At 72.2% G+C, this 22,494-nt stretch carries 22 protein-coding genes and 1 pseudogene; 14 read left to right on the top strand and 9 right to left on the bottom strand.

Translation table 11 applies throughout. From position 1 onward, the window contains the following. Positions 1-347 (top strand): annotated as a pseudogene (locus GUY61_RS06345) (transcriptional regulator); the annotation flags it as partial. Positions 348-1,070: 723 nt separating this feature from the next. Here the strand turns inward: GUY61_RS06345 and aceB are convergent. Both aceB and GUY61_RS06335 read right to left on the bottom strand, forming a co-directional pair. After that, positions 1,071-2,702, bottom strand: coding sequence for a malate synthase A (gene aceB, locus GUY61_RS06340; protein WP_166629055.1), 1,632 nt, complete (start codon positions 2,700-2,702; stop codon positions 1,071-1,073). 355 nt (positions 2,703-3,057) lie between these two features. Further along, the gene (locus GUY61_RS06335; protein WP_166629054.1) at positions 3,058-3,684 is read right to left on the bottom strand and encodes an NTP transferase domain-containing protein; all 627 of its coding nucleotides are present in this window, start codon (positions 3,682-3,684) and stop codon (positions 3,058-3,060) included. 138 nt (positions 3,685-3,822) lie between these two features. Here GUY61_RS06335 and GUY61_RS06330 point away from each other — a divergent pair, with 138 nt between their 5' ends. Next, positions 3,823-4,125: a DUF5955 family protein gene (locus GUY61_RS06330; protein ID WP_208105636.1), complete on the top strand. Its 303-nt coding sequence runs from the start codon at positions 3,823-3,825 to the stop codon at positions 4,123-4,125. A gap of 111 nt (positions 4,126-4,236) precedes the next feature. On the opposite strand, the gene GUY61_RS06325 is transcribed toward GUY61_RS06330, so the two are convergent. Beyond that, a complete protein-coding gene (locus GUY61_RS06325; RefSeq protein ID WP_166629052.1) occupies positions 4,237-5,043 on the bottom strand; it encodes an IclR family transcriptional regulator in 807 nt (268 codons plus the stop codon). A gap of 501 nt (positions 5,044-5,544) precedes the next feature. On the opposite strand from GUY61_RS06325, the gene allB reads away from it, so the two are divergent. From allB to GUY61_RS06310, 3 genes are all read left to right on the top strand, one after another. Continuing rightward, a complete protein-coding gene (allB, locus tag GUY61_RS06320; protein ID WP_398954464.1) occupies positions 5,545-6,933 on the top strand; it encodes an allantoinase AllB in 1,389 nt (462 codons plus the stop codon). Between the two features lie 4 nt (positions 6,934-6,937). Continuing rightward, complete coding sequence (gene alc, locus GUY61_RS06315) at positions 6,938-8,059, top strand: allantoicase (RefSeq protein WP_166629051.1); 1,122 nt, start codon at positions 6,938-6,940, stop codon at positions 8,057-8,059. Positions 8,060-8,190: 131 nt separating this feature from the next. After that, the gene (locus GUY61_RS06310; RefSeq protein WP_166629050.1) at positions 8,191-8,628 is read left to right on the top strand and encodes a ribonuclease domain-containing protein; all 438 of its coding nucleotides are present in this window, start codon (positions 8,191-8,193) and stop codon (positions 8,626-8,628) included. 121 nt (positions 8,629-8,749) lie between these two features. On the opposite strand, the gene GUY61_RS06305 is transcribed toward GUY61_RS06310, so the two are convergent. Further along, on the bottom strand, positions 8,750-9,730 hold the full coding sequence (locus tag GUY61_RS06305; protein WP_166629049.1) for a CopD family protein: 981 nt from the start codon (positions 9,728-9,730) through the stop codon (positions 8,750-8,752). A gap of 115 nt (positions 9,731-9,845) precedes the next feature. Beyond that, a complete protein-coding gene (locus tag GUY61_RS06300) occupies positions 9,846-10,052 on the bottom strand; it encodes a hypothetical protein (protein WP_166629048.1) in 207 nt (68 codons plus the stop codon). A gap of 179 nt (positions 10,053-10,231) precedes the next feature. On the opposite strand from GUY61_RS06300, the gene GUY61_RS06295 reads away from it, so the two are divergent. The 4 genes from GUY61_RS06295 to GUY61_RS06280 all read left to right on the top strand — a co-directional run bounded on the left by GUY61_RS06295 (position 10,232) and on the right by GUY61_RS06280 (position 14,982). Then, positions 10,232-11,512, top strand: coding sequence for a sensor histidine kinase (locus GUY61_RS06295; protein WP_243766220.1), 1,281 nt, complete (start codon positions 10,232-10,234; stop codon positions 11,510-11,512). Between the two features lie 368 nt (positions 11,513-11,880). Continuing rightward, positions 11,881-12,507 (top strand): response regulator transcription factor, encoded by a 627-nt coding sequence (locus GUY61_RS06290; RefSeq protein ID WP_243766219.1) that lies wholly within the window; start codon positions 11,881-11,883, stop codon positions 12,505-12,507. A 39-nt stretch (positions 12,508-12,546) separates the two neighbouring features. Next, the gene (locus GUY61_RS06285; RefSeq protein WP_166629047.1) at positions 12,547-13,734 is read left to right on the top strand and encodes a cytochrome P450; all 1,188 of its coding nucleotides are present in this window, start codon (positions 12,547-12,549) and stop codon (positions 13,732-13,734) included. 42 nt (positions 13,735-13,776) lie between these two features. Beyond that, the gene (locus tag GUY61_RS06280) at positions 13,777-14,982 is read left to right on the top strand and encodes a cytochrome P450 (RefSeq protein WP_166629046.1); all 1,206 of its coding nucleotides are present in this window, start codon (positions 13,777-13,779) and stop codon (positions 14,980-14,982) included. A gap of 26 nt (positions 14,983-15,008) precedes the next feature. Here the strand turns inward: GUY61_RS06280 and GUY61_RS06275 are convergent, their stop codons facing one another. Then, entirely contained in the window at positions 15,009-15,218 is a 210-nt protein-coding gene (locus tag GUY61_RS06275) for a DUF397 domain-containing protein (RefSeq protein WP_166629045.1), read from the bottom strand. After that, positions 15,215-16,090, bottom strand: a complete 876-nt coding sequence (locus GUY61_RS06270; protein WP_166629044.1) for a helix-turn-helix transcriptional regulator — start codon at positions 16,088-16,090, stop codon at positions 15,215-15,217. Before GUY61_RS06270 ends, GUY61_RS06275 begins: the two co-directional genes overlap by 4 nt. Before the next feature lie 117 nt (positions 16,091-16,207). Between GUY61_RS06270 and GUY61_RS06265 the strand changes: the two genes are divergently transcribed. Further along, entirely contained in the window at positions 16,208-16,693 is a 486-nt protein-coding gene (locus tag GUY61_RS06265; protein WP_166629043.1) for an ATP-binding protein, read from the top strand. Between the two features lie 126 nt (positions 16,694-16,819). Beyond that, positions 16,820-17,704: a hypothetical protein gene (locus GUY61_RS06260; protein ID WP_166629060.1), complete on the top strand. Its 885-nt coding sequence runs from the start codon at positions 16,820-16,822 to the stop codon at positions 17,702-17,704. Positions 17,705-17,804: 100 nt separating this feature from the next. Here GUY61_RS06260 and GUY61_RS06255 read toward each other — a convergent pair whose 3' ends face one another. Both GUY61_RS06255 and GUY61_RS06250 read right to left on the bottom strand, forming a co-directional pair. Next, positions 17,805-18,809 carry a Gfo/Idh/MocA family oxidoreductase gene (locus GUY61_RS06255; protein WP_166629042.1) on the bottom strand — a complete coding sequence of 335 codons (1,005 nt, stop codon included), beginning with the start codon at positions 18,807-18,809 and terminating at the stop codon, positions 17,805-17,807. Between the two features lie 126 nt (positions 18,810-18,935). Beyond that, positions 18,936-19,550, bottom strand: coding sequence for a hypothetical protein (locus tag GUY61_RS06250; protein ID WP_243766218.1), 615 nt, complete (start codon positions 19,548-19,550; stop codon positions 18,936-18,938). Between the two features lie 328 nt (positions 19,551-19,878). Here GUY61_RS06250 and GUY61_RS06245 point away from each other — a divergent pair, with 328 nt between their 5' ends. The 3 genes from GUY61_RS06245 to GUY61_RS06235 all read left to right on the top strand — a co-directional run bounded on the left by GUY61_RS06245 (position 19,879) and on the right by GUY61_RS06235 (position 22,431). Then, positions 19,879-20,598: a GntR family transcriptional regulator gene (locus GUY61_RS06245; protein ID WP_166629059.1), complete on the top strand. Its 720-nt coding sequence runs from the start codon at positions 19,879-19,881 to the stop codon at positions 20,596-20,598. A gap of 105 nt (positions 20,599-20,703) precedes the next feature. Further along, positions 20,704-21,873: an ROK family glucokinase gene (locus GUY61_RS06240; RefSeq protein ID WP_166629041.1), complete on the top strand. Its 1,170-nt coding sequence runs from the start codon at positions 20,704-20,706 to the stop codon at positions 21,871-21,873. After that, complete coding sequence (locus GUY61_RS06235; RefSeq protein WP_166629040.1) at positions 21,874-22,431, top strand: sugar kinase; 558 nt, start codon at positions 21,874-21,876, stop codon at positions 22,429-22,431. Positions 22,432-22,494 lie beyond the last annotated feature (63 nt).

The following is a 22,494-nucleotide window of genomic DNA, read 5'->3' as shown; positions in this document are numbered from 1 at the left end:
CCCCCGACCTCACCGCCCCCCGGCCCACCGACGCCTTCCGCGCCCACTGGTTCGCCCTCCCGCTGCTGCGCGCCCTCGAACCGCACGCGCCGTCCGGTGTCGTCGACGTCCGCCTCGACGAGGGCGAGTTCCACGTCCGGACCGCCGCCGACGGCCGCCCTGCCTACGGCCACGGCCCGGCCCCCCAGGCCGACGCCCGCCTCGTCATGGACGCCGACACGTGCCGGGCAGTGGGCGAGGGCTCGCTGTCCCTGGAGGCGGCGGTCAAGGAGGGCCGGGTGGAAGTCCTCGGTGACGGCCCTGTCGCATCGGCCCTGCGGGGCCGGAGTTCCACCTGCACGGTGTGAACGCGTGACGGCGTCCCGGTTGCCCGGTTGCCCGGCGGCAGGGCGGGGCAGCGGGCCGGGGCCCCGGTGGGCGCCGAAATGCCCGGGGGCGTTCCGGGGCCATACCGCGTCCTCGGGGCGGGGCCGGGCGCCCCGCCGCCGGCGTGGACGCCCTGGCGCACCCGCCCCCCTGCAGGCCAGGGCGGGCGGCGGGCCGGGGCCGTGGCACTACCTCGACCGGTGGCGGGAGACGGAGCGCGACTGGGGCCGCGGGTCCGCACGCGGTCCCGGCATGCGGGCACGCGCCCGGTCATTGGCGCGGGGCGGTCCGTCGGGCGGTCCGGCTCACCGTTCCTGAAGACCGAGCAGGAGCGAGCCGGTTCGGCCGCACGCCCCGAGCGGTCCTGAGCGCAGTGGTCCCCGGCGTACTCGGCCCCGGGGCAGTGACACGGATCCTGTCCGTGGTCCGAATCCCGGGGAGGCCGGTTCCCTCACGATCCGGCCGGACGGATACGGCCAGTGGCGACGCGGAGGCCCGTACCATCACTCCGGTGGAGCGGGGCCCCGGCTCCCCCGGCTACCACTGGGGGTACCCCCAGGCGCCGTACCCGGCGTCCCGGATCGCACGACCACCGGATCCCGAACAGCCCAGCACACCGTAAGCCCGTAAGCCCGTAAGCCCGTAAGCCGACCGTCACACGATCGAGCCAACTCGACCTCGCGCCACTCCCCGGCGAGCAGCCATCACCCCTCCAGGCGGTCGTACGCCGGCAGCGTCAGGAAGTCCACGTACTCCTCGTCGAGGGAGACCTGGAGGAGGAGGTCGTGGGCCTGCTGCCACTTGCCCGCCGCGAAGGGCTCCTCACCGATCTCCGCGCGGATCGCGGCGAGTTCGTCCGCCGCGATCCGGCGGGCGAGTTCCGGGGTGGCCCTCACCGTCTCGCCGTCGTGCTCGAACTCGACGCCCGCGTTGATCCACTGCCAGATCTGGGAACGGGAGATCTCCGCCGTTGCGGCGTCCTCCATCAGGTTGAAGATGGCGACGGCGCCCAGGCCGCGCAGCCAGGCCTCGATGTAGCGGATGCCGACCCGGACCGCGTTGACGAGGCCCTCGTACGTCGGCCGGGCGTCCAGGGAGTCGATCGCGATGAGGTCGGCCGCGGATACGGAGACGTCCTCGCGCAGCCGGTCCTTCTGATGCGGGCGGTCGCCGAGGACGGCGTCGAACGAGGCCATGGCGACGGGGACGAGGTCGGGGTGGGCGACCCAGGAACCGTCGAAACCGTCGGCGGCCTCGCGGTCCTTGTCGGCCCTGACCTTCTCGAAGGCCACCCTGTTGACCTCGGGGTCCCTGCGTGAGGGGATGAACGCGGCCATGCCGCCGATGGCGTGCGCGCCGCGCTTGTGGCAGGTGCGGACGAGCAGTTCGGTGTAGGCGCGCATGAAGGGCGCCGTCATGGTGACCGCGTTGCGGTCCGGCAGGACGAACTTCGGCCCGCCGTCGCGGAAGTTCTTGACGATGGAGAACAGGTAGTCCCAGCGGCCCGCGTTCAGGCCCGAGGCGTGGTCGCGCAGCTCGTAGAGGATCTCCTCCATCTCGTAGGCCGCCGTGATGGTCTCGATCAGGACGGTGGCGCGGATGGTGCCCCGCGGGATGCCGAGGTAGTCCTGGGCGAAGACGAACACGTCGTTCCACAGGCGTGCCTCGAGGTGCGACTCCGTCTTCGGCAGGTAGAAGTAGGGGCCCTTGCCCATGGCCGCCAGCCGCTCGGCGTTGTGGAAGAAGTACAGCCCGAAGTCGACGAGGGCCCCGGGGACGGCATCTCCGTTGGCCGCGACGAGGTGACGCTCCGTCAAGTGCCAGCCCCGCGGCCGTACGACGACGGTGGCGAGTTCGCCCGCCGGCTTCAGGGCGTACGTCTTGCCGGTGCCGGGATCGGTGAAGTCGATCTTCCCGGTGTACGCGTCGATCAGGTTGAGCTGGCCCTGGACGACGTTCTCCCAGGTGGGTGCCGAGGCGTCCTCGAAGTCCGCGAGCCAGACCCTCGCCCCCGAGTTGAGGGCGTTGACGGTCATCTTCCGGTCGGTCGGACCGGTGATCTCGACGCGCCGGTCGTTCAGCGCCTCCGGCGCCGGGGCGACCTGCCAGTCCCCGTCGCGGATGTCCGCCGTCTCCGGGAGGAAGTCCAGGGTGGAGGTGCGGGCGATCTCGGCACGGCGTTCCGCCCGGCGCGCGAGGAGTTCGTCACGCCGGGGCGTGAACCTGCGGTGCAGGTCTGCCAGGAAGGCGAGGGCCGCGTCGGTGAGCAGTTCCTCCTGCCGGGGCAGGGGCTCTGCGTCGACGACGGCCAGCGGGGACGGCGCTGGTGCGGACATGAGCGGTCACTCCTTCAGCGGGCGGTGCCTGGAGGCGGGTGCGTGCGGGTGACGGCCGTGGCGGCCGCCCCGGGCGGCACCCGGTGCCGGGCGTGGGGCGCGGTCACGGGCGCCGTGGTCTCGACTTCGGGATGCTTCTGAGAAGTGGATACTAATTTCCTCATAGTGGAACTTCAATGTTCTGTTGATGCCGTGATGCTCCTTGCCGGCGCACCACGGCCCCGGGCGCCGTCCCGGGCGCCGGGTGATACGCGCCGCGTGCCCGGCCCGGACGCGCTTCGCCCCGGCGGTCCTGGCGGGCTCCGTCCGGGCGCGGCGCGCTCGGCCCGGACGCGCCCAGGCCGGGGCGGCGCGCTCAGTCCAGGTGCGAGAGGTCGTCCGGCGTGTCGATGTCGTACGCCTCGGCCACATCGGAGCACTCGACGAGCGTGATCGCATCCTCGTGCGCCTCCAGGTAGGCGCGTGCCCCGCGGTCCCCGGTCGCACTCGCCGCGATGCCCGCCCAGTGGTCCGCGCCGAACAGCACCGGATGGCCCCGCTTCCCGCCGTACGAGGCCGAGGCGAGGGACGACGGGGAGCGGTAGGCCCCGAGCACCCGTGAGACGGCCTCGACGCCGATGCCCGGCTGGTCCACGAGCAGCACGAGCACCGCCCGCGCGCCCGTCCCGGCCAGGGAGGCGAGGCCCGCCCGCAGCGAGGAGCCCATGCCGCGCGCCCACTCCGGGTTCCGCACCACCGTGGAGCCGGACAGGTCCGCGCGGCCCGCCGCCTCGTCGGCCGAGGCCCCGAGCACCACGTGGACGGGCCGGCAGCCTGCCGCGCGCAGCACCCGCGCCGCGTTCTCGACCAGGGGCCGGCCCCGGTGCTCCAGCAGTGCCTTCGGCCGCCCGCCGAGCCGCCGCCCGCCACCGGCCGCGAGCAGCAGCCCCGCCACCGTGCCGTGCCGCGGTCCGTCCCCCGGTCCCCGCTCCCACGCGTTCATACGTCCCGCTTACCCCATCTGTGATGAACTGGATTTCGCTCTTCGTACCGTGCGTGGCACTCTGAGTGCCGACAAGTGTCCGCAGCGCGGACGAGTGCACAACGATGTGCAGGGGGGAGTGCTGCTGTGTTGCGAAGCATGGAGCAGAGGCGAGTGGCAGGCGGCGAGGACCCGCGGGTGACCGGGCTGCGCACGGCCGTTTCCCGGCTCCGCCGCGAACTGGCGGCTCATCCCGCGGACTTGCCCGACCGCTGCATCGCAGAGGAGGAGCTGGCCGCGCTCCACGCGGCGGCCGCCGGCGGCACCCCGGAGGTCCCGCGGCTGCGCCGTTCGCTCCTGCTCGTCGCGGGTGCCGTCGGATCCGTCAGTGCCCTCGCGGACGCGCTCGCCGATGTGCGCCGCGCCGTCGAGCTCTTCGGCGAACCTCCGCGGGGGCGGTAGCGGTTTCACTGTCCCGGGGCTTCCGCGTCCGCGGCCTCTGCGGGCTTCACCGGCCTCGTCCGGGCCGGCGCCCGACCGGCCGGCCCGGCGCGCGCCGGGCCGGGGGGCCGCCTACGCCGGGTTCTGGCCGGCCAGGTCCTCCGACAGTTCGCCGGCCACCTGCCGCAGGACGGGGACGATCGCCTCGGTCGCCGCGTCCGTGAGCCTGCCCGCCGGGCCGGACACGGAGAGCGCCGCGGCCGTCGGGGCGTCGGGGACGGAGACGGCGAGGCAGCGGACGCCGATCTCCTGCTCGTTGTCGTCGAGTGCGTAGCCGTCCCGGCGGACCCGCTCGAGCGCGGCCAGGAAGCCCTCGGGCGTGGTGATCGTCTTCTCGGTGGCGGCGGGCATGCCGGTACGGGACAGCAGCGCGCGCACCTCCGTGTCCGGAAGGTGCGCCAGCAGGGCCTTGCCGACGCCCGTGGAGTGGGGCAGGACCCGCCGGCCGACCTCCGTGAACATCCGCATCGAGTGCTTGGACGGCACCTGCGCGACGTACACGATCTCGTCGCCGTCGAGCAGCGCCATGTTCGCGGTCTCGCCGGTCTCCTCGACCAGCCGGGCGAGGTACGGGCGCGCCCAGGTGCCCAGCAGCCGGGAGGCCGACTCGCCGAGCCGGATCAGCCGGGGGCCCAGGGCATAGCGGCGGTTGGGCTGCTGGCGTACGTAGCCGCAGACGACCAGGGTGCGCATCAGCCGGTGGATCGTGGGCAGCGGCAGCCCGCTGCTCGCGGAGAGCTCGCTCAGCCCGACCTCGCCCCCCGCGTCCGCCATCCGTTCGAGCAGGTCGAAGGCGCGCTCGAGCGACTGGACCCCACCGCTGTTGGCGGCGGACTTGAGGCCGGCGGCCTCGGCGGCGCTGGCGTGGGACGGCGGCACGGGGCGGTCCTTTCGGGCTGGCGGGCAGGGCGGCGGTCCGGCCGGCACCGGAGACCCGCCCCACCGGTGAGCAGGGCGAAATTGTCCTTTCACTTCACGGAAGGCGTCAACCGGTGATCGCCCGGCCGTCCGCCGGGCCCTGCCGTGTGCGGCACCGGCCGGTGCCCGGCCCCTGACCGGCGGGCCCAGGTGCCGGGCGGCCGCCCGGCACCGCGGCTGCTTGATCACCGGCGGCAACGGAGCGGCAACCGCCGCGCAACACCGCCGGGGCATCGTGCGGGCAGGTGCGGCCACGGCCCGCGGCGGAGTCCGTCGGGTGTCGAGCGGGTTCATGGCGGGCTTGACTGGGGCAGGACACGCCATGAAGACTTCAACAGAAAGTTGAATTCCGGTGCTCGGAAGGCGACGGCGAAAGGCGGAGGCGCAGACCGCACACACCGTGCGCACCGTGCAGACCTGTGGAACAGCACAACGGCGAAGAGGAACAGCGAGGGCATTCGGGTGGCCGAAGTCGAACTGGTACTGCGCTCCACGCGGGTGATCACCCCGGAGGGTGAGCGTCCGGCCTCCGTCGCCGTCGCCGGAGGGAAGATCGCCGCCGTCCTCGGGTACCACGCGCAGGTGCCGGCCGGCGCCAGGACCGAGGACCTCGGGGACGACGCGCTGCTGCCCGGCCTCGTCGACACGCACGTCCACGTGAACGACCCCGGCCGCACCGAGTGGGAGGGCTTCGGCACCGCCACCCGCGCCGCGGCCGCCGGAGGCATCACCACCCTCGTCGACATGCCGCTCAACTCCCTGCCGCCCACCACGACGGTCGGGCACCTGCGCGTCAAGCAGCAAGTCGCCCGCCCGCAGGCGCACATCGACACCGGTTTCTGGGGCGGCGCGGTCCCCGGCAACCTCGAGGACCTGCGGCCGCTGCACGACGCCGGGGTCTTCGGCTTCAAGTGTTTCCTCTCCCCGTCCGGCGTCGAGGAGTTCCCCGAACTGGACCAGGAACGGCTCGCCGCCGCCATGGCCGAGATCGCCGGTTTCGGCGGACTGCTGATCGTGCACGCCGAGGACCCGCGGCACCTGGCCGAGGCGCCGCAGCGGCCCGGTGTGAAGTACGCCGACTTCCTGGCATCCCGCCCCCGAGCCGCCGAGAACGCGGCGATCGCCTCCCTGATCGAACACGCCCGCCGCCTGGACGCCCGCGTCCACATCCTGCACCTGTCCTCCGCCGAAGCGCTGCCGGCGATCGCCGAGGCCAGGCGCGAGGGCGTCCGCGTCAGCGTCGAGACCTGCCCGCACTTCCTCACCCTCACCGCCGAGGAGGTCCCGGACGGGGCAACCGAGTTCAAATGCTGTCCGCCGATCCGGGAGGCCGGGAACCAGGACGCGCTGTGGCAGGGCCTGGCCGACGGGACGATCGACTGCGTGGTCTCCGACCATTCCCCCTGCACGGCCGATCTGAAGGTTCCCGACTTCGCGGCGGCCTGGGGCGGTATCTCCTCCCTCCAACTCGGCCTGCCCGCCGTCTGGACGGAGGCCCGCCGCCGCGGCGGGACCCTCCCGGATGTGGTCCGCTGGATGTCGTCGGGTCCGGCGAGGCTCGCCGGACTGACGGACAAGGGGGCCATCGAGCCCGGCCGGGACGCCGACTTCGCGGTGCTCGCCCCGGAGGAGACCTTCACCGTGGACCCTGCCGGGCTCCACCACCGCAACCGGGTCACGGCGTACGCGGGCAGGACCCTGCACGGGGTCGTGAGATCCACCTGGCTGCGGGGCGTACGGATCGCCGAGCACGGCGCCCCTCTCGGCGAGCCGGCCGGACGTCTCCTGACCCGCACCGGCCCCGAGCGCCCCGCCACCGGCACACGCACCGACGACGAAGGGCAGAGCTGACACAGTGACGGCGATCGAATCCTTCACGGGCGACGCGAACCCGTACGCCGGGGGTGACCCCTACGCCGACTACCGCGCCCCCGCCGGGGAGTTGCCCTTCGCGCACCTCCCCGACCTGGCCGACCGCCGCCTCGGCGCCGGAGTGATCGCCGCCGCTGACGAGTTCTTCGCCGAGCGTGAGAACCTGCTGAAGCCCGGACGTGCCGAGTTCGACCCCGAGCACTTCGGCCACAAGGGCAAGATCATGGACGGCTGGGAGACCCGCCGCCGCCGGGGCACCGGCGCGGACCTGCCGCATCCCGCGCCGGACGACCACGACTGGGCGCTGGTGCGTCTCGGCGTACCCGGAGTGGTCCGCGGCATCGTCGTGGACACGGCGCATTTCCGCGGCAACCACCCGCGGTCCGTGTCGGTCGAGGCCGCCTCCGCATCTCCCGCCGCCCCGCCCGAGCAACTGCTGTCCGGCGGGGTGGAGTGGGTGTCCCTCGTCCCGCGTACGGAGGTCGGTGGGCACGCCGCGAACGGCTTCGCCGTGGACGTCGAGCGGCGCTTCACCCACCTGCGCCTCAACCAGTACCCCGACGGCGGTGTGGCCAGGCTGCGGGTGTACGGCGAAGTGGTGCCCGATCCCGTCTGGCTCGCCGCCCTCGGCACCTTCGACGTGGTGGCCCTGGAGAACGGGGGACAGGTCGAGGACGCCTCCGACCGCTTCTACTCGCCTCCCGCCAACACCATCCGGCCCGGCCGTTCGCGGCAGATGGACGACGGCTGGGAGACCCGGCGGCGGCGCGACAGGGGCAACGACTGGATCCGCTACCGGCTGGTGGAGCAGTCCGAGATCCGGGCGGTCGAGATCGACACCGCGTGCCTCAAGGGCAACGCGGCGGGCTGGGTCTCCCTGTCCGGCCGTGACGGCGAGGACGGCGCATGGTTCGAACTCCTCGCCCGCACCCGCCTGGAGCCCGACACCAACCACCGCTTCCTGCTCGACCGGCCCCGCCCGGCCACCCACGTCCGCATGGACATCTACCCCGACGGGGGCATCTCCCGGCTGCGCCTCTTCGGCTCCCTGACCGGGACGGGAGCCGGCCGGCTGGCCGCACGGCACCGGGAACTCGGCGGCTGACCACACCGGTTGCCGCGGAACCCCAACGTGTCCGGCCATCGAGGGACTTTCCCGGCGGCCGACGTTAACACCGGGAAAAATTACGGTGGTTGAGGTTGAGGCAGGCGTCTACGCGCGTCATTCTGCTGCGTATGCGGATTCCCCCACGAATCACACGTCTCGGCGCCGCAGGCGCCCTGGTCACCTCACTCCTCGTCGGCGGCGCACTGACAGCCCCCACGACGGCGGTCGCTGCCCCCACCAGCGCCCCCGCCACCTTGACCGTCGCCGTGGCCGCGGCCGACTACGGCGGCATCTGCTACGGCGACCTGCCCTCCCAGGCGTACGACACCCTGGAACTGATCGCTCGGGGCGGCCCCTTCCCGTACTCGCAGGACGGCTCCGTCTTCCAGAACCGGGAAGGGCTGCTCCCCGCGCACTCGACCGGCTACTACCACGAGTACACGGTGAAGACCCCGGGCGTGAGCACGCGCGGCGCCCGGCGCATCGTCACAGGCCAGGCGTACGAGGAGGACTACTACACCTCCGACCACTACGCCTCGTTCGACCTCATCGACTACGACTGCTGAGACCCGGCAACCGCATCACCCCCACGGACGGAAGGGGGCGCCCAAACCGGCCGGGCGCCCCCTTCCTGAGAAGCGGTGGGCATGGGGCAATGCTGCCACGTCCTTGCCGCCCCGCCGGCCTTCAGCGGGTGCTGAGCCAGTGCGGGTCGGGGACGACCGTCAGGATCGCCGAGACCACGACGACCAGTGCGAGCAGGGCGAGTTCGGCGCGCGCGGGGGTATCGGGGGTGCGTCCGCGCCGGAGGCGGATCCTGGCCGTCACGGCGAGAGCGCAGACGAAGGCGAACAGCAGCAGCTTGGCGATCAGCACCCTGCCGTACGCGGTCGTCACGATGACGTCGAGGGGCAGCCGCCGCAGACTCGACACGGTCCCGGTGGCAGCCAGTGCCACCACGGGCCAGACGGCGAGCGGGGCGTAGCGCGCGAGTGCCGCGCGGGCTCCGGACGGGGTGTCCCGGCGCAGGTGCATCACCCGCAGCACGTACAGCAGGCCGCCGGTCCACAGCGACGCCGCGGTCAGATGGACCACGGTGAGCGCCGAGCCGAGCAGCGGGGTGTACGACTCGGGGTGGGCCCGCAGTGCCTCGGCGACGACGGCCACGGCCAGCGGCGCCACCGCCAGGCCGGGCCGCTTGAACCAGACACAACCGGCGGCCACCAGGAAGGCATCGGCCGTGATGAGGAGCAGCGCCCCCTCGCGGGACGAGTAGGCGGTGGCGAGGTCGAGGCGCCCCGCGCCCGCAGGTGCGGCGATCTGCGCGGCCGACGCGAGCGCACCGCCCGCGGCGGCGCCGAGCGACCAGCTCCGCGGCATGCGGCCGGGCGGGACGTACCGTGCACCGGCGAGTTCGCCGAGGTGCACGGCGAGAGCGGCGAACACCACCACCCGCAGGACCGTGGTGGACCCCGCGGCGGGTATGCGCAGCTCGCCGGTGCCCTGCGAGGCGAACCCCACTCCGCGCAGGGCGAGGACCAGGGCGACCGCCAGGCCGCCGGCGACCAGCGCGATCCGGGCCGGGGACGGGCGTATGCCCGCCCCCGGCGGAGAGGCCGGAACCGGGCCGGTGGATTCCTGGTCGGGTGATTCGTGGTGCTGTGTCACCGGGGCATCATTTCCGGTGGCCCCGGCGCCGGGCAACGGCCGTCCGCGCGTGGGGGCCGTGCAACGGCCGTCTGCGCGGACGGTCCGCGCGTGGGGTGACGATCCGGCCGTGCCGTCACCGCGCCACGCGGTCGGATGCCACGAGCACGGCCAGGCCCAGCACCGCCAGTACCGCGCCGGAGAACACCTGGTACCCGTCGAGGAAGCCGATTCGCGGCAGGACGATCCAGACCGGCAGGGTGAGGCCGGAGAGTCCGGCGAGCAGGCCGCCACCGCCCTCCACCAGCAGGACCATTCCGACGAACTCCAGAGAACGCTTCATACGGCGATCCTCGGCGGCGGGGAAGGGGGCGGTCCATCGTCCGGCGGGCGCAACCACGACGACCGGGGTATGCGGGTGTCGCCGGGCCGTGCGCCGAAAGTATCGGGCGTCGTGACTTTGGTCGTCGTCCGGGTGCGGGGCGGGCACCCGGCCGTGGGAAGTGAGTAGATTTGTCGGCCATGACAAGCGTGGCCGAGGCCGGCTCACCGGCGCGGGCGCCGGGCACCGCACGCGAGTACCGGTGGCTGCTGCCGTCCGCCATGGCGGATCCGGAGGCACACGGCGGCCGGACCAGGCCCCGCCGGACCGTGCGCGACTGGGCCGTCGACATATCCGCTTTCCTGCTCGCCGCGTTCTTCGGCATGGTGGCGGCGGACGAACTCGCCCGAACCCCTCACATCTCCGAACTCCTCCTCGCGGCGGACCAGTTGCTGGGCGCCGCCGCCTGCGCCGCGCTGTGGCTGAGACGCCGGTGGCCGGTGGGCCTCGCCCTGGCACTGACCGCGGCCGGCACTTTCGCGCACTGCGCGGCCGGTGCGATGCTGGTCGCCCTGTTCACGGTCGCCGTGCACCGCCCCTTCAGGACCACCACCCTCGTCGGCGGCGCCGCGCTGCTGTGCACACCCGTCCAGCCGTGGCTGCGCCCCGATCCCGGGCTGTCCTACCTCGGGTCGGTGGTGATCGGCGTCCTGCTGGTGCTGCTCGTATTCGGCTGGGGCATGTTCGTACGGGCCGGGCGGCTCGTCGTCCTCTCCCTGCGCGAGCGGGCCCGGCGCGCCGAGACCGAGGCCGCGCTGCGTGCCGAGCAGGCACAGCGGCTGGCCCGGGAATCAGTGGCCCGCGAGATGCACGACGTGCTTGCCCACCGGCTCACCCTGCTCAGCGTGCACGCCGGTGCCCTCGAATTCCGCCGGGACGCCCCGCCGGAGGAGGTCGCCCTCGCCGCCGGCATCATCCGGGACAGCGCCCACCAGGCACTGGAGGACCTCCGCGAGATCATCGGAGTGCTGCGTGCCCCCGGCGGCAGCCTGGGCGATGACCGCCCGCAGCCCACCCTGGCCGCCCTGGAACGCCTGGTGGCCGAGTCCCGCCAGGCCGGCATGAAGGTCGTCCTCGACAATCGCGTGGGCGAGCTCGCCGTGGCACCGGCCGGGCTGGGCCGTACCACCTACCGCATCGCGCAGGAGGCACTGACCAACGCACGCAAGCACGCCCCCGGGGCGGAGACGACCGTCCTGGTGGCGGGCGGACCGGGGGAGGGGCTGACCATTGAGGTGCGCAACGGGCCGCCGCCGTCCCGTCCGGCGGAGAGGGGATCCGACGCGGTACGGGAGACGGGCGCGGGCCAGGGCCTCTACGGGCTGGCGGAGCGCGCCCACCTCGCGGGCGGCCGCTTCGGCCACGATCGTACGGAGGACGGCGGTTTCCGCGTGCATGCCTGGCTACCGTGGCCCACATGACCGAGCAGAGGAGTGCGCCGCCGTCCGCAGGGCCGCGGCCCGCGACGCCGCCGGCCCCGGCGGACCGCGCCGTCCCGGCCGGCCCCGCCACCACGCCGGCCGCAGGCGCCGGGCCCGGCGCTGCCCCCGGTGCCGTATCCGGCGCTGCCCCCGGTGCCCTACCCGGCGGCGAGGGGGCGGCGACCGCCGGTCCGGGCACGCCGAACGCGCGGAACGCGCCGGATGCCCCGGACGGGCGGCCTTCCGTCCGCCAGTACCCCGATGCCCCCCGGGACGCATCGGCGCCACACGACACGGGCGGTCCCGGCGCAAGGATCCGGCTGGTCGTCATCGACGACGACCCCCTCGTCCGTGCCGGGCTCCGCTTCATGCTGGGCGGCGCGCCCGACCTGGAGATCGTCGCCGAGGGCGGCGACGGCGCGGAGGCCGAGGAACTGGCCGACCTGCACCACCCCGACGTGGTGCTCATGGACATCCGGATGAACACCGTGGACGGCCTCACCGCCACCGAAAGGCTCCGTGCCCGCCCCCAGCCGCCCGAGGTCGTCGTCCTCACCACCTTCCACGCCGACGAGCAGGTGCTGCGCGCCCTGCGCGCCGGCGCCGCCGGCTTCGTACTCAAGGACACGCCGCCCGCGCAGATCGTCGAGGCGGTACGCAGGGTCGCCGCCGGCGACCCCGTCCTGTCGCCCCGCGTCACCCGGCAGCTCATCGGCCACGTCACCGGCCGGGGAGCCGCTCCGGGCGAGTCCGAACGACGGCGGACCGCCCGGGCCCGGCTGGCCGAACTGGGGCAGAGGGAAAGGGAAGTGGCGCTCGCCGTGGGCCGCGGACGGTCCAACGCGGAGATCGCGGCGGCCCTGTACATGAGCCTCCCCACGGTCAAGACGCACGTGTCCCGGATCCTTGCCAGGCTGGCACTGAACAACCGTGTCCAGATCGCGCTCCTCGTCCACGACGCGGGTCTCGCCGACGCGGACGGCGACGTAGGCTGACGGGACGTGCCGGCCTCGACGGAGAGGATGGGAAGACCGATGTCCGTCGTCGACCTGCGTCAACATGCCGCTGACTTCACCGCCGACCCGTATCCGTACTACGCGAGACTCCGCGAGGCCGGGCCCGTGCACCTGCTGCGCACCCCGGAGTACGACGGCGTATGGGTGATCGTCGGCCATGAGGAGGGACGGGCAGCGCTCACCGACCCGCGGCTGTGCAAATCGGCCGCCGTCGCCGGCGCCAGCATGATCGACGAGGACATCATGGGCACGTACATGCTGGCCACCGACCCGCCCCGCCACACCCGGCTGCGAAAGCTCGTCGCCAGGGAATTCACCCAGCGCCGGGTGGAGGCCCTGCGGCCCCGCGTCCAGCGGATCACCGACGAACTCCTCGACGCGATGCTCCCCGCGGGCCGCGCCGACCTCGTCTCCGCGCTCGCCTTCCCGCTCCCCATCACCGTCATCTGCGAACTGCTCGGTGTCCCGCCCGGCGACCGCGAGGCCTTCCGCGCCTGGTCCACCGAGATCGTCGCCCCCAGCGGCCCGGACTCCGAAACCGCTTCGCTGACGGAAATGGCCGCCTACCTCGACGAACTCATCGAGGACAAGCGCTGCGCGGGCCCCACCGACGACCTCCTCAGCGCACTCATCAGGACCCGTGCCGAGGACGGCGACCGGCTCTCCGCCGACGAGTTGCGCGGCATGGCCTATCTGCTGCTCATCGCGGGACACGAGACGACCGTCAACCTCATCTCCAACGGCGTACGGGCCCTGCTCACCCATCCCGGCCAGCTCGCCGCACTGCGGAACGACCCGGACGGTCTGATCGACGGGGCGGTGGAGGAGATGCTGCGCTACGACGGCCCCGTCGAGACCACGACGCCCCGGTTCACCCGGGAGGCGGTACGCATCGCCGGAACCGAGATCCCGCCCGGCTCCCTGGTCCTCGTGGCCCTCGCCGCCGGTGACCGCGACCCGGACCGCTTCCCCGACCCCGACCGCTTCGACATCCGCCGCGACAGCCGCGGACACATCGCCTTCGGGCACGGCATCCACCACTGCCTCGGCGCACCGCTTGCCCGCATGGAGGGCCGGATCGCCGTGCGTACGCTGCTGGAGCGCTGCCCCGGACTGGAACTGGACCCGGAGCCGGGCGGCGGCCGACTGGAGTGGCTGCCCGGCCTGTTGATCCGCGGATTGCGGAGTCTGCCCGTGCGTTGGTGACCAACGCACGGCCGATATGACCGACCGGACATAGGGGGAAGCGTGACCAGTGGTACCGAGGAGACGCTCGACCTGGCGGCGCTGGGTGAGGATTTCACCCGCGACCCGTATCCCGTCTACGCCGCCCTGCGCGCCAAGGGACCCGTGCACCGGGTCCGGATGCCCGAGGGCGCGGACGCCTGGCTCGTCGTCGGGTACGAGGAAGGCAGGGCAGTGCTCGCCGATCCCCGGCTCTCCAAGGACTGGAAGAACGCCGCGCCGGACCTCGGCGTCAGCCAGGTCTCCGCGGGCACCACGATGCTGAGTTCCGACCCGCCCCACCACACCAGGCTGCGCAAGCTGGTGAGCAGCAAGTTCACCCCCCGCCGCGTCGAGGCCCTGGCCCCGAGGGTGCGGGAGACGACCGACGCCCTGCTCGACACCATGCTCACCGCGCCGGGACGGCGCGCCGACCTCGTCGACGCGCTGTCCTTCCCGCTGCCCATCGGCGTCATCGGTGAACTGCTCGGCGTTCCCTTCCTGGACCGCGACTCCTTCGCCGAATGGACCGGGACGGCGCTCGGCTCCCCGGACGAGGGGGCCCGCCAGGAAGCCGCGGCCGCCATGTCCCAGTACCTCGCGGGGCTTCTCCGGGCCAAGCGGGAACAGCCCGGCGAGGACCTGATGAGCGCTCTCATCCACGCCTCCGACGAGGACGGCGAGAACCTCTCCGCTCCCGAACTCATGGGCATGGCCTGGCTGCTGCTCGTCGCCGGTTACGAGACGACGGTCAACCTCATCTCGAACGGCGTTCTCGCACTGCTGACCCACCCCGAGCAACTCGCGGCGTTACGTGCCGACTTCGAGGGCCTCATGGAGAACGCCGTGGAGGAGATGCTGCGTTACGACGGGCCGGTGGAGACACCGACGTACCGCTTCACCTCGGAACCCGTCGACATCGGCGGAACGGTGGTGCCGGGCGGAGGGAAACTGGTCCTCGTCGCCCTCGCGGACGCCAACCGCGATCCCGGACGCTTCCCGGACCCGGACCGCTTCGACATCCGCCGCGACGCCCGCGGCCACGTCGCCTTCGGCCACGGCATCCACTACTGCCTGGGAGCGCCCCTGGCCAGGCTGGAGGCGCGCATCGCCGTACGGCGCCTGCTGGAACGCTGCCCGGACCTGACCCTCGACGCGGACCCGGCGGCGCTGGCATGGCGCACCGGCATGCTGATCCGCGGCCCGAGGAGCCTGCCCGTGCGGTGGTGAGGATCCCCGGGTGACGACCTGCGCGGTCAGCGGCTCGACGCGTACGCCACGAAGCCGGACCAGGCGGCGGAGCCGACCGTGAGAGTCGGACCCGAGGTGTCCTTCGAGTCGCGCACGTGCGCGGCTGACGACGTGACGGCGACCTCGACGCAGTCGTTGGGGTTGCTGCTGTCGCTGTAGCTGCTCTTGAACCACACCAGGCCGACGGCGTCTGATATGCAGGTCTCGCGGATCATGTCTCCCTCAGAGCTTGCTCGATGAAGGCCAGCGACTCCCTGGCGTTGAGAGCCTCGGCCCGGATGATGCCATAGCGCAGATCGAGGATCCTGAGCTGTCGCGGATCGGACACGGGGCGACCCCCGTACTCGTCGTCGGTGCGCCCGACCGCTGTGCCGTCCTCGTACTTCAACATCTGGATCCGCCCGCCCGTCCCCGGGTGGTCCCAGCGTTCGGCCGGCATCACCTGGATCTGGACGCTGCGCATGTGTGCCACCTCCAGCAGATGTTCCAGCTGCCTGCGCAGCACCATCTTGCCCCCGACGGGGCGCCGTAGGGTCACCTCTTCTTGGACAAAGCTCAGCTCCGGTACCGGCGAACGCTCGAAAATGGACCGCCGCGCCATGCGAGCTGCCACCGCTCGTTCCAACTCGTCGTCCGACAAGGCGGGGCGTCTCGTTGCCAGCAGCGCTCTCGCGAACTCCTCGGTCTGAAGCAGGCCGTGCAGGTTGTGAGTGGCATACGACAGCAATTCGACCGCACGCGCCTCCATCCGGGCCAGGTCACGCACCCTCCTCGGGTACCGGACCTCCGCCACGTCCGCCTTCATGGCGGCGATGAGTCCGCCCGCGCCGAGCACCTTGTCCGCCCTGTCCAGGTACTCCTGGCGCGGAATCCGCTTGCCGGCCTCGACCTTGTACACCAGGTCCTCGCCGTACCCGATGGCCGCCCCGAACTCGGCTGCCCGCATACCCGCCGCCTCGCGCCGGAGTTTGAGCTGACGCCCCACCGTGGCGACGACGGCCGCGCCCGACTCGTCGTCGGGGTCGACCTCCCAACCCGGTTCGTCCGCCTCGTCCCTGGGCTCCGTACCGTCCGTTTCCGCCCGCACCCGCACCCACCTCCGAACACTCCACCGTCGCTCGACGCCCCGGGCCGGACAGGTCCGACATCGTCGGACAGATCCCGGACAGTCACCGTACGCAACCGGGTTGTCACTGGTCAGCGTATGCACGGCGGCACCACGCTGAGTGGCGTGAACCGGAAAACCACCCAACTCAGTGCCCCGCCCCGGCGCTTCACCGTGCTGCTGTCCCCCACCCGACGCGGGGCGCGCCTCGCCAGGCTGCTCGCCGCCGCGCACCTGCGGGAGTGGGACGTTCCCGACGCGGTGACCGAGCGGGCGGAACACGTCGTGGCCGAACTCGCCACGAAAGCGGCGACGCACGGGCGGGTGCTGGGGCGGGACTTCCGTCTGGTGCTCGGAACGACGGAAGACGGATGCGCCGTGCGCATCGAGGTGACGGACACGCGAGGCGACCGCCTCCCCGGTGTCCACCCCGAACCGCCTGCTCCCGAAAGCGAGTCGGGCCGCGGTCTGCTGCTGGTCGAGGCGATGGCGGACCGGTGGGGTGTGGTGCCGGGGCCGGTACCGCGCAAGACGATGTGGGCGGAACTGGATCTGCCAGTTGGGCGGCCTCACCCCTTCGGGTGAGCCATTCCGTTGTCGGCCATACAAGCCGCTTTGCGGCTCTACATTCCCTGAGAGCACGCCAATGGCATGTGTCAGAGGCATTCAAATACGTCCGTGCCCACCACCACAACCACCACAGGAACCCGAATGGTCAGCTCGCCCCACGAGGCGATGCACCGCATCTTCCAGGACTACCCGGGGCTCTTCTCCCGGGTGTCCGAGGTGCTCGGTGTCGGCTTCGCGCCGCCCACCGCCGTCACCGTCATGCCCACCGACCTCACCGAGGCGCGGCCTCTCGAACGCCGCGTCGACACCTTGCTGCGGCTCGACAGCGAGGACGACGAGTCCGTCCTCCTCGCTGTCGAAGCCCAGGGCAAAAAGGACCCGGACAAGCCTGCGAGCTGGGCGTACTACGCGTCGTACCTGCACTCCAAGTACCGGCTGCAACCGATGCTGCTGGTCGTCTGCCAGGACCGGGCCACGGCGGAATGGGCAGCACGGCCGGTCCGCATCGGGCCCCGGCAATGGCCCCTGCTCACCCTGCGGCCCCTCGTCGCCGGCCCGCACAACATGCCGGTGATCAGCGACCCGGCCGAGGTCGGCAAAGATCTCGCGCTCGCCACGCTGGCGGCCGTCACGCACGGCAGGGATCCGGACGCCGGGGCCATACTCAAGGCAGTGTCGACCTCCCTTAGGGACGCACCGGCGGAGATCGCCGCCCCGATTGTCGAACTGATCTCACTCGGCCTGGGCAAGCTGCCCGCCGCAGCAATCTGGAGGAAACTGGTGGCCGTGGACCTCTCTTTCTACAAGTCGCCCATCTCCGAAGAACTCCGGGCCGAGGGCCGGGCCGAGGGTGAGACCCGGCGTGCCGCCCAGGACGTGCTGGACGTCCTGGAGGCACGCGGTCTCGATGTACCCGATGAGGCCCGGGAGCAGATCACCGGCTGTGGTGACCCGGAGATCCTGCGCCGCTGGCTCCTGCGCGCCGTCACCGCCTCGTCCGCCGAGGACATCTTCACCGAGGTGTAGCGGCCGCAGCCGGCCCGGGCTCCGCGGGCGCCCCACCGCCGAGGCGCAGGCGCGGGAGGCCCGCCCCGCGGCGGAGGGCTTCAGCGGCGGGCGCGACGGGTCACGCCCCCGGGATCTCCTCCAGCCGCACCGGGCGGCGTTCGCGTCTGGAGAGTTCGCAGGCCTCGGCGATGCGCAGGGCGGTCAGGGCCTCGCGGCCATCGCAGGGGTTCGGGAGGCGGCCCTCCGCCACGGCGATGAAGGCGTTGAGTTCCGCCTCGTACGCCGGGGCGAAGCGTTCCAGGAAACCCGGCCACGGCTTGTCGGTGGGCGGCGGGCCGTTCGGCTCGGTGGAGGCGATCGGCGTGCGGTCGTTCAGGCCCACCGAGATCTGGTCGCGTTCGCCCGCCAGCTCCATGCGTACGTCGTAGCCCGCTCCGTTCAGCCGGGTCGCCGTCGCCGTGGCCAGAGTTCCGTCGTCCATGGTGAGGACGGCTGCGGCCGTGTCGACGTCGCCCGCCTCGCGGAACATCGCCGGGCCCGCGTCGGAGCCGACCGCGTAGACGTCGACGACCTCGCGGCCGGTGACCCAGCGCAGGGCGTCGAAGTCGTGCATCAGGGCGTCCCGGTAGATGCCTCCGGAGACGCGCAGGAACTCCGCCGCGGGCGGCGCCGGGTCGGAGGTGATGGCGCGCACGGTGTGCAGGCGGCCCAGTGTGCCGTCGAGGACGGCCTGCCGGGCCGCCTTGTACCCGGCGTCGAAGCGGCGCATGAAGCCCATCTGGAGGATGCTGCCCGCGGCCTCCACCTCGCCGAGTGCCTCCAGGGTGCCCGCGAGGTCCAGGGCGATCGGCTTCTCGCAGAAGACCGGCAGGCCGGCGCGGGCGGCCCGGCCGATCAGTTCGGCGTGGGCGGATGTGGCCGCGGCGATCACCACCGCGTCCACCCCCCAGGAGAAGATCTCGTTCACGGAGGGCGCCGCCGTGGCGCCCAGCCGGGCGGCCACCTCCGTGGCACGTCCGTCGTCCGTGTCGGCGACCACGAGTGCCCCGACTTCGCGATGACGGGCGAGCACTCCCGCGTGGAAGGTGCCGAGACGGCCCGTTCCGATGAGTCCGATGCGCATGGAACAAGGTGACCGCCGACCCAGCGGTCTGTCAACGAATTGTCATTACATTCATACGACGTTGAACGCGATTGCCTCAGTCGGTGGAGTCCAGGCGCACCACCTGTACGCCGTACGGTGGGAGAGTCACCTCGTCAGAGGCCAGTCGCAGCCCGTCGGCCACGTCCGGCTCGACTGCCAGATCCTCGCGCGACTGGCTGACGAACCAGACATACCAATGTCCGTCCTCGTGCTCCAGAAGATCCACCGCGACCCGCGGAACGGCCACCGTGACGGGCCGGCGCACCCCCGCGTGGGCCCCGAGCGCGTCGTATGCGCGTACCAGGGACCGCGCTGTTCGTCGTGGGCGCCGGGGGAGTACGACACGTAGACCGTCGCCCCGGCTCGGGCCAGTTCCTCCAGCCGGTACCACGTGGGCGAGAGCAACTGCTTGGCGGAGGGCACCAGATAGAGGCGGTGGCCGTCGGTGATGCCGTCGCTCTCGCGGACCACCGCCGGCGGCGCGTCCGCGAGCCGCGCCGCGATCCACGCCTGCCGCCCGGTCCGCTCGACGTACGCGCGGTCCTCCGCCCGCGTGAAGGGGTAGACGGTGTCGAGGTAGGAGGAGACGACCAGAGCGGTGTCGGTGTCCGGCCGGTGGCAGTGTGCGAAGTCCACCTCCTCCAGCACCTCGGCGAACGCCTTGAGTTCGCGCAGCTGCGGCTTGGGGACGCCTTCGCTGTCGGTCAGCCCGAAGTGCATCTCGAAGGCGTGGTGGCGGTACGGCGGCTGCTCGCGCAGATTGTCGTAGTCGGTGTTGTTCCAGGCGATCCAGCCGGTGGCCCCGGCCAGCAGGCTGTTGTGCAGCGCCTGCCGGTAGTAGCGGGCGGAGGAGCTTTCCGTTGCTCAAACCGGCCGTCGCCACGGTGGTGATCATCAAGCGCATACCGTCTACAACGACTAGCGACAAAATGAAGCGTGTACCATGTCTGGACAATGTGACTTAAAGCTTCCGGTCGTCAGCCCCGGCCGTTACGCTCGCTCCGTGGTCAAAGAAGGTGTGGTTCAGTCGGTGGATCTCGAACTCGGCGTGGACCGGACCAGCCCCGTCCCGCTCTACTTCCAGCTCGCACAGAAGCTGGAGGCGGCGATCGAGCAGGGCAGACTGGCCCCGGGAAGCCTGCTGGGCAACGAGATCGACCTGGCGGGCCGGCTGGGCCTGTCCAGGCCCACCGTCCGCCAGGCCATCCAGTCCCTGGTCGACAAGGGGCTGCTGGTGCGCCGCCGGGGTGTCGGCACCCAGGTCGTGCACAGCCAGGTCAAGCGCCCCCTCGAACTGAGCAGCCTGTACGACGACCTCGAAGCCGCCGGCCAGCGGCCCGCCACCCGCGTCCTGCGCAACACGCTCGTGGCCGCCTCGGCCGAGGTCGCGGCCGCCCTGTCCGTGCCCGAGGGCAGCGAGGTCCATCTCGTCGAGCGGCTGCGGTACACGCACGACGAGCCCATGGCCCGGCTGTGCAACCACATCCCGCCCGGACTGCTCCCGCTGGAGACCGAGCAACTGGAGGCCACCGGCCTGTACCGCATGATGCGGGCCGCCGGGATCACCCTGCACAGTGCCCGCCAGTCCATCGGTGCCCGCACGGCCACGGAGGAGGAGGCGCGGCTGCTCGGTGAGTCGGCCGGCGCGCCCCTCCTCACCATGCAGCGCACCACCTTCGACGACACGGGGCGCGCCGTCGAGTTCGGCTCGCACGTCTACCGCGCCTCGCGCTACGCGTTCGAGTTCCAGCTGCTGGTCCGGTCATGACCGTACGGCCGTGACGTACGGCTCTGCCGCCCCTGGAACCGCCGCGGTGGCAGAATCGGCGGCGGCGGGCGTACGGCCCCGCCGTGACCCGACCACTGAGGGACGATGAGCGCGTACAACACGTACCGGGACTTCGCGCACCGCGGCTCGGCCCGCGCCACCGTGCTGCGCGCCGTCGGCACCCGTGAGCGGCGCTCGCACCTCACCGCGCCCCGTGTGCCGACCGTGGGCATCGACATCGGCGGTACGAAGGTCATGGCGGGCGTCGTCGACGCCGACGGCGTGATCCTGGAGAAGCTGCGCACCGAGACGCCCGACAAGTCCAAGAGCCCCAAGGTCGTCGAGGACACCATCGTCGAACTGGTCCTGGACCTCTCCGACCGGCACGACGTGCACGCCGTGGGCATCGGCGCCGCCGGCTGGGTCGACGCCGACCGCAACCGCGTCCTGTTCGCCCCCCATCTCAACTGGCGCAACGAACCACTGCGGGACTCCCTCCAGAGCCGGCTGGCCGTGCCCGTACTCGTCGACAACGACGCCAACGCCGCCGCCTGGGCGGAGTGGCGGTTCGGTGCGGCGCGCGGCGAGGACCACCTGGTGATGATCACGCTGGGCACCGGCATCGGCGGGGCGATCCTGGAGGACGGTCAGGTCAAACGCGGCAAATACGGCGTCGCGGGCGAGTTCGGGCACATGCAGGTCGTTCCGGGCGGACATCGCTGCCCCTGTGGCAACCGTGGCTGCTGGGAGCAGTACAGCTCCGGGAACGCCCTGGTCCGCGAGGCACGCGAACTCGCGGCCGCCGACTCCCCGGTCGCTTACAACATCATCGACCGGGTCGGCGGCAGCATCCACGACATCACCGGGCCGCTGATCACCGAACTCGCCCGCGAGGGCGACGCGATGTGCGTCGAACTGCTCCAGGACATCGGCCAGTGGCTCGGCATCGGCATCGCCAACCTCGCTGCCGCGCTCGACCCGTCCTGCTTCGTCATCGGCGGCGGCGTCAGCGCCGCCGACGACCTGCTGATCGGTCCCGCCCGCGACGCCTTCCGCCGCCACCTCACCGGCCGCGGCTACCGCCCGGAGGCCCGGATCGCCAAGGCACAGCTCGGGCCCGAGGCGGGTATGGTCGGCGCCGCGGACCTCGCCCGGCTCGTCGCCCGCCGCTTCCGCCGCGCCAACCGGCGCCGCGTCGAGCGCTACGAGCGCTACGCGCAGGCCCGCCAGACCCGTACGTCAGGCACCACCCGCTCCACCCAGGGACAGCAGTAGATGACCGCACCATCCGCCGCCGGGCACGGCGAGGACCGCAGGCACATGATCCGCAGACGCATCATCACGGCCGTGATCATCGTGCTGCTGATCGGTATCCCCGCCGGCTATCTGATCATCTCGGCCGGCCAGAGCCGGGACAGCGGCAAGGACAAGGAACGCAAGGCCGCCGCCACCGGCCTCACCGAGGGCTGGCCGTCCCGGGTGCAGCGCCGCATCTACCAGCTGCGGATACCGGCGAAGTCCTGGCACGTCGCCTTTTACGAGACCAACAACTGGCGTACCAGCCGGCTGTACCTGATGTTCCAGACCACCCCGGCCGAACTGGACTGGTTTCTGGGCACCCTCGGAGCCGACCGCTCCGACCTGAAGGAGGGGAAGGTCACCATCAGTGAGCGCGACATCCGCGTGATCGGCTGGCACTTCACCCCCGAGAACGGCAAGTGGTCGGGGTTCACCCGTACGCAGAAGGACCCGCTGCCCTCCCAGGACATCACCGTCGACATGAGCGACCCCGCCTACCCCTGGGTCTACGCCGTCTCCACCGCAACCCCCTGATGCTCCGGCACCACGGAACGGCACCACGGAACGGCACCAGAACACCTCACCCGCGTCACGCTG

Source organism: Streptomyces sp. GC420 (genome assembly GCF_009916105.1).
Lineage (GTDB): Bacteria > Actinomycetota > Actinomycetes > Streptomycetales > Streptomycetaceae > Streptomyces.
The sequence above is the reverse complement of the archived record's forward strand: the minus strand, read 5'-3'. Positions and strand labels throughout refer to the sequence as shown.